Origin of the sequence: Enterobacter sp. DC4 (genome assembly GCF_000568095.1) — a bacterium.
Lineage (GTDB): Bacteria > Pseudomonadota > Gammaproteobacteria > Enterobacterales > Enterobacteriaceae > Enterobacter > Enterobacter pseudoroggenkampii.
On record NZ_AZUB01000013.1, the window covers coordinates 13,438 to 27,104 of the forward strand.

Consider the following 13,667-nt stretch of genomic DNA (forward strand, 5'->3'; position numbering starts at 1 on the left):
ACGCGATTTCTCCACTTTATCATTAGCCGGTAAATCTGCGCCCGGCTTTCTGCTACAATCCACACCCCGTTCGAAGATTGAGCAATACTCCCATGCGTTTAAACCCTGGACAACAACAAGCGGTCGAATTCGTTACTGGACCATGCCTGGTGCTGGCAGGGGCCGGTTCGGGTAAAACCCGCGTGATCACCAACAAAATCGCCCATCTGATCCACAACTGCGGGTATCAGGCGCGACACATTGCGGCGGTCACCTTTACCAATAAAGCGGCGCGCGAGATGAAAGAGCGTGTCGGTCAGACGCTGGGCCGTAAAGAGGCGCGCGGCCTGATGATCTCCACCTTCCACACGCTGGGGCTGGATATCATCAAACGCGAGTATGCGGCGCTGGGAATGAAGTCCAACTTCTCGCTCTTCGATGACACCGATCAGGTGGCGCTGCTCAAAGAGCTCACCGAGGGGCTGATCGAAGATGATAAAGTGCTGTTGCAGCAGCTGATCTCGACGATCTCGAACTGGAAAAACGATCTGATGACGCCGGCCCAGGCCGCGGCGATCGCCAAAGGCGAACGGGATCGCATCTTCGCCCACTGCTACGGTCTGTACGATGCACATATGAAAGCGTGCAACGTGCTGGACTTCGACGACCTGATCCTGCTGCCGACGCTGCTGCTGCAGCGCAATGAAGAGGTGCGCGAGCGCTGGCAGAACAAAATCCGTTACCTGCTGGTGGATGAGTATCAGGACACCAACACCAGCCAGTACGAGCTGGTGAAGCTGCTGGTGGGGCAGCGCGCGCGTTTTACCGTGGTAGGCGATGATGACCAGTCAATTTACTCCTGGCGCGGCGCGCGCCCGCAAAACCTGGTGCTGCTGAGCAAAGATTTCCCGGCGCTGCAGGTGATTAAGCTGGAACAGAACTATCGCTCCTCCGGGCGTATCCTGAAAGCAGCTAACATCCTGATTGCCAATAACCCGCACGTGTTTGAGAAGCGTCTCTTCTCCGAACTGGGCTACGGCACGGAGCTGAAAGTGCTCAGCGCCAACAATGAGGATCATGAAGCGGAGCGCGTGACGGGCGAACTCATCGCCCACCACTTCGTCAACAAAACCGAATATAAGGATTACGCAATCCTCTATCGCGGCAATCACCAGTCGCGCGTCTTTGAAAAGATGCTGATGCAGAACCGCATTCCGTACAAAATCTCGGGTGGCACGTCGTTCTTCTCACGACCAGAAATCAAAGATCTGCTGGCCTATCTGCGCGTGCTCACTAACCCGGATGACGACAGCGCGTTTCTGCGCATCGTGAATACGCCAAAACGCGAGATTGGCCCGGCGACGCTGCAAAAGCTCGGCGAGTGGGCGATGACCCGCAACAAAAGTATGTTTACCGCCAGCTTCGACATGGGGCTGAGCCAGACGTTAACCGGACGCGGGTATGATTCATTAACGCGATTCACCCACTGGCTTGGCGAAGTGCAACGTCTCGCGGAGCGCGAGCCGGTGGCGGCGGTGCGCGATCTTATTCACGGCATCGACTATGAGTCCTGGCTGTACGAAACGTCGGCCAGCCCGAAAGCGGCTGAGATGCGCATGAAGAACGTAAACCAGCTCTTCAGCTGGATGACCGAAATGCTGGAAGGCTCTGAAATCGACGAGCCGATGACCCTGACGCAGGTGGTCACCCGCTTTACCCTGCGCGACATGATGGAGCGGGGCGAGAGCGAAGAAGAGGCCGATCAGGTACAGCTGATGACGCTGCACGCGTCAAAAGGTCTGGAGTTCCCGTATGTCTATCTGGTCGGTATGGAAGAGGGGTTGTTACCGCATCAGAGCAGCATTGATGAAGACAACGTCGACGAGGAGCGCCGCCTGGCCTACGTGGGGATCACCCGCGCGCAGAAAGAGCTGACGTTCACACTGTGTAAAGAGCGCCGTCAGTATGGCGAACTTGTCCGCCCGGAGCCGAGCCGTTTCCTGCTGGAGCTGCCGCAGGATGACGTGATTTGGGAACAGGAGCGCAAAGTGATTACCGCAGAAGAGCGGATGCACAAGGGGCAGGCTAACGTGGCAAATATCCGCGCCATGCTGGCAAAAGCCAAAGAGAAAGGATAATGATGAGTAGGCCGGGTAAGGCGAAGCCGCCACCCGGCAATGTTCAGCGCATTACTTCACTTCCAGCACCCAGTGCACATAGCTCTGCCACTGGCACTCCTGCTCGATCATCTCTGCCCCAAGCGGGTGACGATCAATCCAGTTCTCCGGTAACGTCAGCGAAAGCTTCTCGTCATCGGCCACCAGATTAATTGCAGGCAGCAAATCATCGCGGCGGCGGCTGGCAAACAGGATCGCCAGACGCAGCAGGCGGCACAGATGCTCGGCCACGCGCGGCGGTACGGCGTTTTGCTGATGCAAAGACGAGAGGTCAACGGCATTGGTCTGGTTCAGCAACAGCGTTGCCAGCAATTTTTTCTGCGCGGGTGTATAGCCCGGTAAATCCAGGTTGCGCACCAGATACGCTGCGTGAGCAGGTGCCTGCTTAAAATCAATGCTCAGCCCCACTTCATGTAGCGCACAGGCGCTCAGCAATAAATCCCGGCTCAGAGGATCAAGATCCCAGACGTTAGCGACCTGATCGGCGAAGCGTGACGCCAGCTGCGATACGCGTCCTGCCTGATCGATATCAACCAGAAAACGACGCTGAACGTTGCGCAGGGTACGGCTGCGGATATCCTGATCGACCGACAGATGCAGCATCCCGTAGACCAGACCTTCTCGCAGCGCGCCGCCGGCCAGGGTCATACACTGGATGTTCAGCTCGGTGAAAATAGCGATAAGAATGGCCAGTCCGCTCGGGAAAACCAGCGCGCGCTCCAGCGTCAGGCCTTCAATTTCCAGCTCTTCCAGGCGTCCGCACTGAATGGCGCGCTGTTTCAGCTGCTGAAGTTTGGCAAGCGTAATCCGCTCGTCCATTCCCTGCGCCATCATGATTTCCTGCAGGGCCTGCACGGTACCCGAGGCACCCACGCAGACTTTCCAGCCGTGATAGCGCAGCTCGTCCATCACCGGGCGTAACACTTCGCGCGCGGCGTTCTCTGCCTCGTCGAAGTTCTCTTTACCCAGATTACGATCGGTAAAGTAGCGCTCAAGCCAGGTCACGCAGCCCATCGACAGGCTGAACAGCGACGTTGCCTGCGCGCCGGTGCCGGTAACAAGCTCGGTACTGGCACCGCCGATATCCACTACCAGGCGACGATCGTCACCCCCCGTGGTGTGTGCAACACCCTGATAAATCAGGCGAGCTTCTTCTTCACCGCTGATAACCTGAACCGGACAACCTAGAATTTCCTGCGCTCTGGCAATAAAATCCACGGCGTTAACCGCTAGGCGGAGTGTCGCAGTGGCGACCACGGTGATTTGGGCATGCGGGATATCCTGCAGACGCTCGGCAAAGAGTCGCAGACACTGCCAGCCACGTTCCATGGCTTCAGGTGAGAGGTGATTGTCGCTGCTCAGGCCCGCCGCGAGGCGGACCTTGCGCTTAATGCGCGTCAGCGTTTGTATGCTTCCCGCCACCTCGCGCACAACCAGCATATGAAAACTATTCGAACCGAGATCAATTGCCGCATAAAGCGAGGTGGAGCTGAGCATATTTTTTAACCTGAACGACGACGATTACGCGGTGCGCCGCCTGAACGACGCGGACCATTGCCGGAGCGTGGGCGGGTTAGACGCTTAGGCGGCGGCAGTTCGCTTAACAGCGCTTCCGGATTGTATTTGCTCTGCGGAATAGAGTGACCGATATAAGTCTCAATGGCTGGAAGATTCAGCGCATACTCTTCACACGCAAGGCTAATCGAGTGACCGCTTGCGCCCGCACGACCGGTACGACCGATACGGTGTACGTAGTCTTCGCAGTCGTCTGGCAGATCGTAGTTAAAGACGTGCGTTACGGCCGGAATGTGTAAACCACGTGCCGCCACGTCGGTTGCGACCAGAATATCGAGATCGCCACGGGTAAATTCTTCAAGAATGCGCAGGCGTTTTTTCTGCGCCACGTCGCCGGTCAGCAGGCCAACACGGTGACCGTCTGCAGCCAGATGGCCCCAGATGTCTTCACAACGGTGTTTGGTGTTCGCGAAGATAATGGCGCGATCGGGCCACTCTTCTTCAATCAGCGTTTGCAGCAGGCGCATCTTCTCTTCATTTGAAGGATAGAAGAGCTCTTCTTTAATGCGGTGACCCGTTTTCTGCTCCGGTTCCACTTCCACGTACTCGGCGTTGTTCATCTGTTCGAACGCCAGTTCGCGCACACGGTAGGAGAGGGTTGCAGAGAACAGCATATTCAGGCGCTGGTTAGCCGGAGGCATACGGCGGAACAGCCAGCGGATGTCTTTAATGAAGCCCAGATCGTACATGCGGTCAGCTTCATCGAGCACCACAACCTGGATTGCACCGAGGTTAATGTGGTTCTGTTTAGCGTAGTCGATAAGACGGCCGGTGGTACCGATCAGGATATCCACACCGCTTTCCAGCACTTTCAGCTGTTTATCGTAGCCGTCGCCGCCATAGGCCAGACCCAGCTTCAGGCCGGTAGCCTGCGCCAGGGGTTCAGCGTCTGCATGGATCTGTACCGCCAGTTCTCGCGTCGGGGCCATAATTAGCGCGCGCGGCTGGTTAACTTTGCGGTCTGCAATCGCTGGGTGAGAAAGTAAATAATGAAACGTTGACGTTAAAAACGCCATCGTTTTGCCGGTACCGGTTTGCGCCTGCCCGGCAACATCGCGACCGGCCAGCGTCAGCGGCAGCGCGAGGGCCTGAATGGGCGTGCAGTTATGAAACCCTTTATTTTCAAGGGCTTCAATCACCTTCGGGTGCAGCGCGAAGTCGGAAAACTTCTGTTCTGTTAAATGTGTTTTGCTCATAGTGTGGTAGAATATCAGCTTACTATTGCTTTACGAAAGCGTATCCGGTGAAATAAAGTCAACCTTTAGTTGGTTAATGCGACATCAACACGTCGTTGGTGGAGACAAAACCAACGTACCAGGCTTATTCCTGTGGAGTTATATATGAGCGATAAAATTATTCACCTGACTGACGACAGTTTTGACACGGACGTACTTAAGGCTGACGGGCTGATCCTCGTCGATTTCTGGGCTGAATGGTGTGGTCCTTGCAAAATGATCGCCCCGATTCTGGATGAGATCGCCGACGAATATCAGGGCAAACTGACCGTTGCCAAGCTGAACATCGACCAGAACCCGGGCACCGCACCAAAATACGGTATCCGTGGCATTCCGACCCTGCTGCTGTTCAAAAACGGCGAAGTGGCGGCGACCAAAGTGGGCGCGCTGTCCAAAGGTCAACTGAAAGAGTTCCTGGACGCTAACCTGGCGTAAGGTTTCTCCGCTGTGCGTTCAGAGCTCCCGGCTAAATGATGTGGAACTCTGGACGCCCGGCTGAAGTCGTGCTAAGTTAGCTATGACTTCGTTTTAAACATATCTTGTTGTTTGAATCTTGTTTTACCCGATACTTCCCGTTGTTGACATGAACAGTGCGTGAAGTGGCTAAATTCCGGGCTTGTCACTCAATCCGTCTTGTCGTTTCAGTTCTGCGTTCTTTCCCTGTGACCAGACAGCGAACAGACATGAGTTGATGGCCGCTAAACAGGCATGGATGACCCTGCCATACCATTCACAACATTAAGTTCGAGAATCACCCCGAGTTTAAGAACCCACACCATTATGAATCTTACCGAATTAAAGAATACGCCGGTTTCTGAGCTGATCACTCTCGGCGAAAATATGGGGCTGGAAAACCAGGCTCGTATGCGCAAGCAGGACATCATTTTCGCCATCCTGAAGCAGCACGCTAAGAGTGGCGAAGATATCTTTGGCGACGGTGTGCTGGAGATATTGCAAGACGGATTTGGTTTCCTCCGCTCTGCAGACAGCTCCTACCTCGCCGGCCCTGACGACATCTACGTATCCCCCAGCCAAATCCGCCGTTTCAACCTCCGCACTGGTGACACCATTTCAGGTAAGATTCGTCCTCCTAAAGAGGGTGAACGCTACTTTGCGCTGTTGAAAGTCAATGAAGTTAACTTCGACAAACCAGAAAACTCGCGTAATAAGATCCTCTTTGAGAACTTAACGCCGCTGCACGCGAACTCTCGCCTGCGCATGGAGCGTGGTAACGGTTCTACCGAAGACTTAACCGCGCGTGTTCTGGATCTGGCATCACCAATTGGTCGTGGCCAGCGTGGTCTGATTGTGGCACCGCCGAAAGCGGGTAAAACCATGCTGCTGCAGAACATCGCGCAGAGCATCGCCTATAACCACCCAGACTGCGTGCTGATGGTACTGCTGATTGACGAACGTCCGGAAGAAGTGACCGAGATGCAGCGTCTGGTTAAAGGTGAAGTGGTTGCTTCTACTTTCGACGAGCCAGCCTCTCGCCACGTTCAGGTTGCGGAAATGGTTATCGAGAAGGCGAAACGCCTGGTTGAGCACAAAAAAGACGTGATCATCCTGCTCGACTCCATCACCCGTCTGGCGCGTGCCTACAACACCGTGGTCCCAGCGTCCGGTAAAGTGCTGACCGGTGGTGTGGATGCCAACGCCCTGCATCGTCCGAAACGCTTCTTCGGTGCCGCACGTAACGTGGAAGAGGGCGGCAGCCTGACCATCATCGCGACGGCGCTGATCGATACCGGTTCAAAAATGGACGAAGTGATTTACGAAGAATTTAAAGGTACAGGTAACATGGAACTGCACCTTTCTCGTAAAATCGCTGAAAAACGCGTCTTCCCGGCTATCGACTACAACCGTTCCGGTACCCGTAAAGAAGAACTGCTCACCACGCAGGAAGAGCTGCAGAAAATGTGGATCCTGCGCAAAATCATCCATCCAATGGGTGAAATTGACGCGATGGAATTCCTCATTAACAAACTGGCGATGACCAAAACCAACGACGATTTCTTCGACATGATGAAACGCTCGTAACGCAAATAAAGCCAGCGAACGCCACGTTTTTACGTGGCGTTTTTCTTTTATGGACTATACGCTAGTACCACCTACTCCCAATTTTGACCGGTCAGTGCGACAATAAGATAATTCGCACAGTAAAAACATTAATAGCTTGAATAATAAACAAATGGAACTGTAAGAGGTTTGCTTTATAACTTCAGGCTCAGCGCCTTGATGGTTATACTTGCTTGACTAACATTTGTTGAGAACATCCATTGTGAACCTACTTGATACGTTTACTGAACTAACCAGTATTTTCTTGTTTACCACCTGCTTTTTGTTTCTGGCACGTAAGGTGGCGAAATATCTGGGGTTAGTGGATAAACCCAACTTCCGTAAGCGTCATCAAGGTATGATCCCTTTGGTCGGGGGTATCTCCGTTTTCGCGGGGATCTGCTTCACATTCGCCATAGCGGATTACTATATTCCACATGCCCGGTTGTACCTGACCTGCGCGACTGTGCTTGTGGTGGTTGGCGCTCTTGACGACCGTTATGATATTAGCGTCAAAATCCGCGCCTTCGTTCAGGCTGCTGTAGCTATTGCTATGATGGTGTTCGCTAAGTTGCACTTGAGTAGCCTGGGCTATATTTTTGGCTCCTGGGAGATGGAACTCGGTCCGTTCGGTTATTTCCTGACACTTTTTGCCGTGTGGGTGGCGATTAACGCGTTCAACATGGTTGACGGTATTGATGGTTTGCTTGGAGGCCTGTCCTGCGTCTCATTTGCCGCAATTGGTTTCATTTTATGGTTCGATGGGCAATATAGCCTTGCTATGTGGTGTTTTGCCATGATTGCGGCCATCCTGCCTTATATCCTTTTAAATCTCGGCGCATTGGGCCGGCGCTATAAAGTATTCATGGGTGATGCGGGTAGTACGCTTATCGGCTTTACTATCATTTGGATCTTGCTGGAAACCACTCAGGGTGATGTACACCCCATTAGCCCGGTTACGGCATTATGGATTATCGCTATCCCGTTAATGGATATGGTTGCGATTATGTATCGCCGCCTGCGTAAAGGGATGAGTCCTTTCTCTGCTGATCGTCAGCACATTCATCATTTGATCATGCGAGCCGGATTCACTTCCCGGCAGGCATTTGTGCTTATTACGCTGGCGGCTGCTATTCTAGCGGGGATTGGCGTGACGGCGGAATATACACATTTTGTTCCTGAATGGGCTATGTTGGTATTGTTCTTGCTAGCTTTTTCTCTCTATGGCTACTGCATCAAGCGCGCATGGAAGGTAGCACGCTTCATTAAACGTATTAAGCGCAGGATGCGTCGTAGCAGTGGCAAACATACAACATTAACTAAGTAAAACCGGGACTATGATGACTCAACCGTTGGCGGGAGCGAAATCAGTGGTAACTGAGAATGAACTGGATATTCGGGGTTTGTTTCGCGTGTTATGGGCAGGCAAACTTTGGATTGCCGGGATCGCGCTGGGGTTTGCACTGTTAGCGCTGGCCTATACATTCTTTGCAAAACAGGAGTGGAGCGCCACGGCAATCACGGACAAACCAACGGTTAATATGCTCGGGGGATACTATTCCCAGCAGCAATTCCTGCGAAATCTGGATATCAAAGCCAGTCTTGCAACGCCAGACCAGGCCTCCGTTATGGATGAAGCCTATAAAGAGTTTGTGATGCAGCTGGCTTCGTGGGATACCCGCCGCGATTTCTGGTCCCAGACGGATTACTACAAGCAGCGTCGGGTTGATAACACCAAAGCCGATGCCGCCCTGCTGGACGATCTGATTAACAATATCCAGTTTATGCCGGGCGATGCGCTGCGTAACGTGAATGACAGCGTCAAGCTGATTGCAGAAACTGCGCCGGATGCCAACAACCTGTTGCGTCAGTATGTTGCGTTTGCCAGCCAGCGTGCCGCAAGCCATCTTAACGAAGAGCTTAAAGGCGCCTGGGCGGCTCGTACCATCCAGATGAAAGCGCAGGTGAAACGTCAGGAAGAGGTGGCTAAAGCCATTTTTGCTCGTCGTGTACACAATATTGAGCAGGCGCTGAAAATTGCGGAGCAGCACAATATTTCCCGTACTGAGACGGACGTGCCGGCTGATGAGCTGCCTGACTCTGAAATGTTCCTCCTTGGCCGCCCTATGCTGCAGGCGCGTCTGGAAAACCTGAAGGCCGTTGGGCCTGATTTTGACCTCGATTACGATCAAAATCGCGCGATGCTTAACACGCTTAATGTCGGTCCATCCCTGGATCCGCGTTTTCAGACCTATCGTTATTTGCGAACGCCTGAAGAACCTGTAAAACGCGACAGTCCGCGCCGCGCATTCCTGATGATCATGTGGGGAATTGTGGGGGCACTCGTTGGTGCTGGCGTGGCGTTAACGCGTCGTCGTACAAACTAAGAACGCCGTCTACGATGAAGGCTGCGGCCTTCATCGTCTAATCGAAGAGAATCGATGTGAAAGTACTTACCGTATTTGGCACCAGGCCGGAGGCCATTAAGATGGCGCCTCTGGTTCATGCGCTGGCCAGCGATCCTGATATTGAAGCAAAAGTGTGCGTCACAGCCCAGCACCGGGAGATGCTCGACCAGGTCTTAACGCTCTTTTCCATCGTCCCGGATTACGACCTCAATATTATGAAACCGGGGCAAGGTTTGACGGAAATAACCTGCCGCATACTGCAAGATCTCAAGCCGATCCTGGAGTCATTTAAGCCTGACGTGGTGCTGGTACACGGTGATACCACCACTACCGTGGCGACAAGCCTGGCCGCGTTCTACCAGCGAATTCCCGTGGGACATGTTGAGGCGGGGCTGCGTACTGGCAATCTTTATTCGCCGTGGCCGGAAGAGGCCAACCGCACGTTAACGGGCCATCTGGCGATGTACCACTTTGCGCCAACGGAAAACTCTCGTCAAAACCTGCTGCGTGAAAATATCGCCGATAATAAAATCTTTGTGACCGGTAATACGGTCATTGACGCGTTAATTTGGGTACGTGACCGCGTCCTGGCAAATAGCGATCTTCAGAAAGAGCTCGCAGCCCGCTATCCGTTCCTTCACAACGGCAAAAAAACCATTCTGGTCACTGGTCATCGACGCGAAAGCTTTGGCCGGGGTTTTGAGCAAATCTGCCATGCGCTGGCTGAAATCGCCGCGCAGAACGACGATGTGCAAATTGTCTATCCAGTACACCTTAACCCTAACGTCAGCGAGCCGGTCAATCGTATTCTGGGCCACGTCGAAAACGTTCTGCTGATCGAACCGCAGGACTACATGCCGTTTGTCTGGCTGATGAACCATGCCTGGCTGATCCTCACCGATTCCGGCGGAATTCAGGAAGAAGCGCCATCCCTCGGCAAACCGGTTCTGGTGATGCGTGAAACGACCGAACGTCCGGAAGCCGTTAAAGCCGGTACGGTGCGTCTGGTCGGCACCAACGCACAGCTGATCGTCGAAGAGGTCACGCGCCTGCTGCACGACGATGAAGCGTATCAGGCGATGAGCCGGGCCCATAATCCGTATGGCGACGGGCAGGCTTGTGGTCGTATTTTGCATGCACTTAAACACAATCGGGTATCGCTATGAGTTTTACTACCATCTCTGTCATTGGTCTTGGCTACATTGGCTTGCCCACCGCGGCGGCGTTTGCCTCTCGTCAAAAACAGGTTGTCGGTGTGGATATCAACGCACGCGCGGTGGAAACCATTAACCGTGGCGAAATTCATATTGTCGAGCCCGATCTTGACCGCGTGGTGAAAGAGGCTGTGGACGGAGGCTTCCTGCGTGCCAGCACGACCCCTGTGGAAGCAGATGCCTACCTGATTGCCGTTCCAACACCCTTTAAAGGTGACCACGAGCCCGACATGGCTTTTGTCGAGGCGGCGGCAAAATCCATCGCACCTGTGCTGAAGAAAGGGGCACTGGTGATCCTGGAATCGACCTCTCCGGTTGGTGCTACCGAGCAGATGGCACAGTGGCTGGCCGACGCGCGCCCTGATTTAAGCTTCCCGCAGCAAGCGGGGGAGCAGGCGGATATCAATATCGCCTACTGTCCGGAGCGCGTGCTGCCGGGCCAGGTCATGGTCGAACTGATGAAAAACGACCGCGTCATTGGCGGTATGACGCCCGTCTGTTCCGAACGTGCCAGCGCGCTGTATAAGATTTTCCTGGAAGGTGAATGTGTGGTGACCAACTCCCGCACCGCCGAGATGTGCAAGCTGACGGAAAACAGCTTCCGCGACGTCAATATCGCTTTTGCGAACGAACTGTCGCTGATCTGCGACGATCAGGGGATTAACGTCTGGGAGCTGATTAGCCTGGCGAATCGCCATCCGCGCGTCAACATTCTCCAGCCAGGCCCGGGAGTAGGCGGACACTGTATCGCCGTCGATCCGTGGTTTATCGTGGCGCAGAATCCGGCGCAGGCGCGCCTGATTCGCACCGCGCGCGAAGTGAACGACAGCAAGCCTCACTGGGTGCTCAATCAGGTTAAAGCGACGGTAGCGGATTGTCTGGCAGAGAGCGGCAAGCGCGCCAGTGAGCTGAAAATTGCCTGCTTTGGTCTGGCATTTAAACCCAATATTGACGATCTGCGTGAAAGCCCGGCGATGGAAATTGGCGAGATGATTGCCGAATGGCACAAGGGCGAAACGCTGGTGGTTGAGCCGAATATCCATGAATTACCGGCAAAACTGGCGGGGCACTGCACGCTGACGGCGCTGGACGACGCGCTGGCGGCGGCGGACGTGCTGGTGCTGCTGGTAGATCATAAAGAGTTTAAAGCGACGTCCGGCGATGCCGTTCGTCAGCAGTATATTGTGGATACCAAAGGTGTCTGGCGTTGAATAGCCTGAATGGGGTACTCGAGTCCCTGCAGTGGGAGAGTGCTTTTTTCGGCCTGCCGTCGGCCATCGTGCGTCTGCGCGATGACGCGCCGGTACTGGCTGAATCGGATTTTATCGCCTGGCAACGAGTGCAGGCGAAGATTCCGGCGGAGCGCGTCGATCTGCTTGACGCGCTCCAGCAGCACGGCTTTCAGCTGGTTGAAGGTGAGGTCGATCTTTCCATTACCCTCACCCGGCACGATGCGTCCGGCGCGGAAATTGCAACGGAACAGGATATCCCCGTGCTGCGTCGGATGGCGGCCCGGGCGTTTGCGCAGAGCCGCTTTCGTACGCCCTGGTATGCACCTGACGATAGCGGGCGTTTCTATGCCCAGTGGATAGAGAATGCCGTCAAAGGCACCTTTGACCACGTCTGCCTGGTTTTCCGTGCAGGGGACGGTCAAATCCAGGGGTTCGTCTCGCTGCGTAAGCTCAACGCGCGCGAGGCGCGTATCGGCTTATTAGCCGGGCGCGGCATGGGTGAGAAACTCATGCAGGCGGCGCTGCACTGGGCGCAGCAGCAACAGCTTGTGACGCTGCGGGTCGCGACCCAACTGGGCAACACCGCCGCGCTTAAACGTTATATTGCGAGTGGTGCCAACATCGACGCCACCGCCTACTGGTTATACAGGTGACAAGATGATTCCATTTAACGCACCACCCGTCGTCGGAACTGAACTCGACTATATGCAGTCTGCCATGGGCAGCGGCAAACTCTGCGGTGACGGTGGTTTTACCCGTCGCTGTCAGCAGTGGATGGAACAGCGTTTTCGCAGCGCCAAAGTGCTGCTGACCCCGTCCTGTACGGCATCGCTGGAAATGGCAGCACTGCTGCTGGATATCCAGCCCGGTGATGAAGTGATCATGCCGAGCTATACCTTCGTTTCCACCGCGAACGCGTTTGTTCTGCGCGGGGCGAAAATCGTTTTTGTGGATATCCGACCGGATACCATGAACATTGATGAGACGCTGATTGAAGCGGCGATCACCGATAAAACACGCGCGATCGTGCCGGTTCATTACGCGGGCGTGGCCTGTGAAATGGACACCATCATGGCCATCGCCAAAAAACATAATCTGTTTGTGGTGGAAGATGCCGCGCAGGGCGTGATGTCTACCTACAAGGGACGCGCGCTGGGTACGATCGGCCACATCGGCTGCTTTAGCTTCCACGAAACCAAAAACTACACGGCAGGCGGAGAAGGTGGCGCGACGCTGATTAACGACCAGGCGCTCGTGGAGCGTGCGGAAGTGATCCGCGAAAAAGGCACCAACCGCAGCCAGTTCTTCCGCGGCCAGGTAGACAAATACACCTGGCGCGATATTGGCTCCAGCTATCTTATGGCGGATCTGCAGGCCGCGTACCTGTGGGCGCAGCTGGAAGCGGCGGAACGTATCAACCTGCAGCGTCTCTCCCTGTGGCAAACCTATTACGATGCGCTTGAGCCTCTGGCCAAAGCCGGGCGTATTGAGCTGCCAACCATTCCTGCTGATTGCGTCCACAACGCGCACATGTTCTACATCAAGCTGCGCGATAACGACGACCGCAGCCAGCTCATTGCCTGGCTGAAAGAAGCCGAAATTATGGCGGTATTCCACTATATCCCGTTGCACTCCAGCCCGGCGGGTGAAACGTTTGGGGTGTTCGCGGGTGAAGACCGTTACACCACCAAAGAAAGTGAGCGTTTGCTTCGTCTGCCACTGTTCTACAACCTCGCGCCAGTTAACCAGCGTACGGTGATTAATACCCTCCTGAGTTATTTCGGCTGAT

11 protein-coding genes are annotated in these 13,667 nt (G+C 54.6%); 9 read left to right on the top strand and 2 right to left on the bottom strand.

What is annotated here, in order from left to right; translation table 11 throughout:
• Nucleotides 1–92 precede the first annotated feature (92 nt).
• On the top strand, nt 93–2,117 hold the full coding sequence (gene rep / locus P349_RS01825; protein WP_032646096.1) for a DNA helicase Rep: 2,025 nt from the start codon (nt 93–95) through the stop codon (nt 2,115–2,117).
• A gap of 51 nt (nt 2,118–2,168) precedes the next feature.
• On the opposite strand, the gene gppA is transcribed toward rep, so the two are convergent.
• Together gppA and rhlB are read right to left on the bottom strand one after the other, a co-directional pair.
• Nucleotides 2,169–3,653 (bottom strand): guanosine-5'-triphosphate,3'-diphosphate diphosphatase, encoded by a 1,485-nt coding sequence (gene gppA, locus P349_RS01820; RefSeq protein ID WP_032646095.1) that lies wholly within the window; start codon nt 3,651–3,653, stop codon nt 2,169–2,171.
• A 5-nt stretch (nt 3,654–3,658) separates the two neighbouring features.
• A complete protein-coding gene (rhlB, locus tag P349_RS01815; protein ID WP_021242834.1) occupies nt 3,659–4,927 on the bottom strand; it encodes an ATP-dependent RNA helicase RhlB in 1,269 nt (422 codons plus the stop codon).
• A gap of 144 nt (nt 4,928–5,071) precedes the next feature.
• On the opposite strand from rhlB, the gene trxA reads away from it, so the two are divergent.
• From trxA to rffA, 8 genes are all read left to right on the top strand, one after another.
• On the top strand, nt 5,072–5,401 hold the full coding sequence (trxA, locus tag P349_RS01810; protein ID WP_006179218.1) for a thioredoxin TrxA: 330 nt from the start codon (nt 5,072–5,074) through the stop codon (nt 5,399–5,401).
• Nucleotides 5,402–5,746: 345 nt separating this feature from the next.
• Complete coding sequence (gene rho / locus P349_RS01805) at nt 5,747–7,006, top strand: transcription termination factor Rho (RefSeq protein WP_008501566.1); 1,260 nt, start codon at nt 5,747–5,749, stop codon at nt 7,004–7,006.
• A 241-nt stretch (nt 7,007–7,247) separates the two neighbouring features.
• Nucleotides 7,248–8,351, top strand: a complete 1,104-nt coding sequence (gene wecA, locus P349_RS01800; RefSeq protein WP_032646094.1) for a UDP-N-acetylglucosamine--undecaprenyl-phosphate N-acetylglucosaminephosphotransferase — start codon at nt 7,248–7,250, stop codon at nt 8,349–8,351.
• A gap of 13 nt (nt 8,352–8,364) precedes the next feature.
• Nucleotides 8,365–9,411, top strand: a complete 1,047-nt coding sequence (gene wzzE / locus P349_RS01795) for an ECA polysaccharide chain length modulation protein (protein ID WP_032646093.1) — start codon at nt 8,365–8,367, stop codon at nt 9,409–9,411.
• A gap of 56 nt (nt 9,412–9,467) precedes the next feature.
• Entirely contained in the window at nt 9,468–10,598 is a 1,131-nt protein-coding gene (wecB, locus tag P349_RS01790) for a non-hydrolyzing UDP-N-acetylglucosamine 2-epimerase (RefSeq protein WP_032646091.1), read from the top strand.
• Nucleotides 10,595–11,857, top strand: coding sequence for a UDP-N-acetyl-D-mannosamine dehydrogenase (wecC, locus tag P349_RS01785; protein ID WP_032646090.1), 1,263 nt, complete (start codon nt 10,595–10,597; stop codon nt 11,855–11,857). Before wecB ends, wecC begins: the two co-directional genes overlap by 4 nt.
• Nucleotides 11,854–12,531 (top strand): dTDP-4-amino-4,6-dideoxy-D-galactose acyltransferase, encoded by a 678-nt coding sequence (gene rffC / locus P349_RS01780; RefSeq protein ID WP_032646089.1) that lies wholly within the window; start codon nt 11,854–11,856, stop codon nt 12,529–12,531. The genes wecC and rffC overlap by 4 nt, the downstream gene beginning before the upstream one ends.
• A gap of 4 nt (nt 12,532–12,535) precedes the next feature.
• Nucleotides 12,536–13,666: a dTDP-4-amino-4,6-dideoxygalactose transaminase gene (rffA, locus tag P349_RS01775; RefSeq protein WP_032646087.1), complete on the top strand. Its 1,131-nt coding sequence runs from the start codon at nt 12,536–12,538 to the stop codon at nt 13,664–13,666.
• The last annotated feature ends 1 nt before the right edge of the window (nt 13,667 follow it).

What these genes read in the sequence shown, in the direction of transcription:
- rep (WP_032646096.1), top strand. Translation starts at nt 93, where the DNA reads ATGCGTTTAAACCCTGGACAACAACAAGCGGTCGAATTCGTTACTGGA.
- gppA (WP_032646095.1), bottom strand. Translation starts at nt 3,653, where the DNA reads ATGCTCAGCTCCACCTCGCTTTATGCGGCAATTGATCTCGGTTCGAAT.
- rhlB (WP_021242834.1), bottom strand. Translation starts at nt 4,927, where the DNA reads ATGAGCAAAACACATTTAACAGAACAGAAGTTTTCCGACTTCGCGCTG.
- trxA (WP_006179218.1), top strand. Translation starts at nt 5,072, where the DNA reads ATGAGCGATAAAATTATTCACCTGACTGACGACAGTTTTGACACGGAC.
- rho (WP_008501566.1), top strand. Translation starts at nt 5,747, where the DNA reads ATGAATCTTACCGAATTAAAGAATACGCCGGTTTCTGAGCTGATCACT.
- wzzE (WP_032646093.1), top strand. Translation starts at nt 8,365, where the DNA reads ATGACTCAACCGTTGGCGGGAGCGAAATCAGTGGTAACTGAGAATGAA.
- wecC (WP_032646090.1), top strand. Translation starts at nt 10,595, where the DNA reads ATGAGTTTTACTACCATCTCTGTCATTGGTCTTGGCTACATTGGCTTG.
- rffA (WP_032646087.1), top strand. Translation starts at nt 12,536, where the DNA reads ATGATTCCATTTAACGCACCACCCGTCGTCGGAACTGAACTCGACTAT.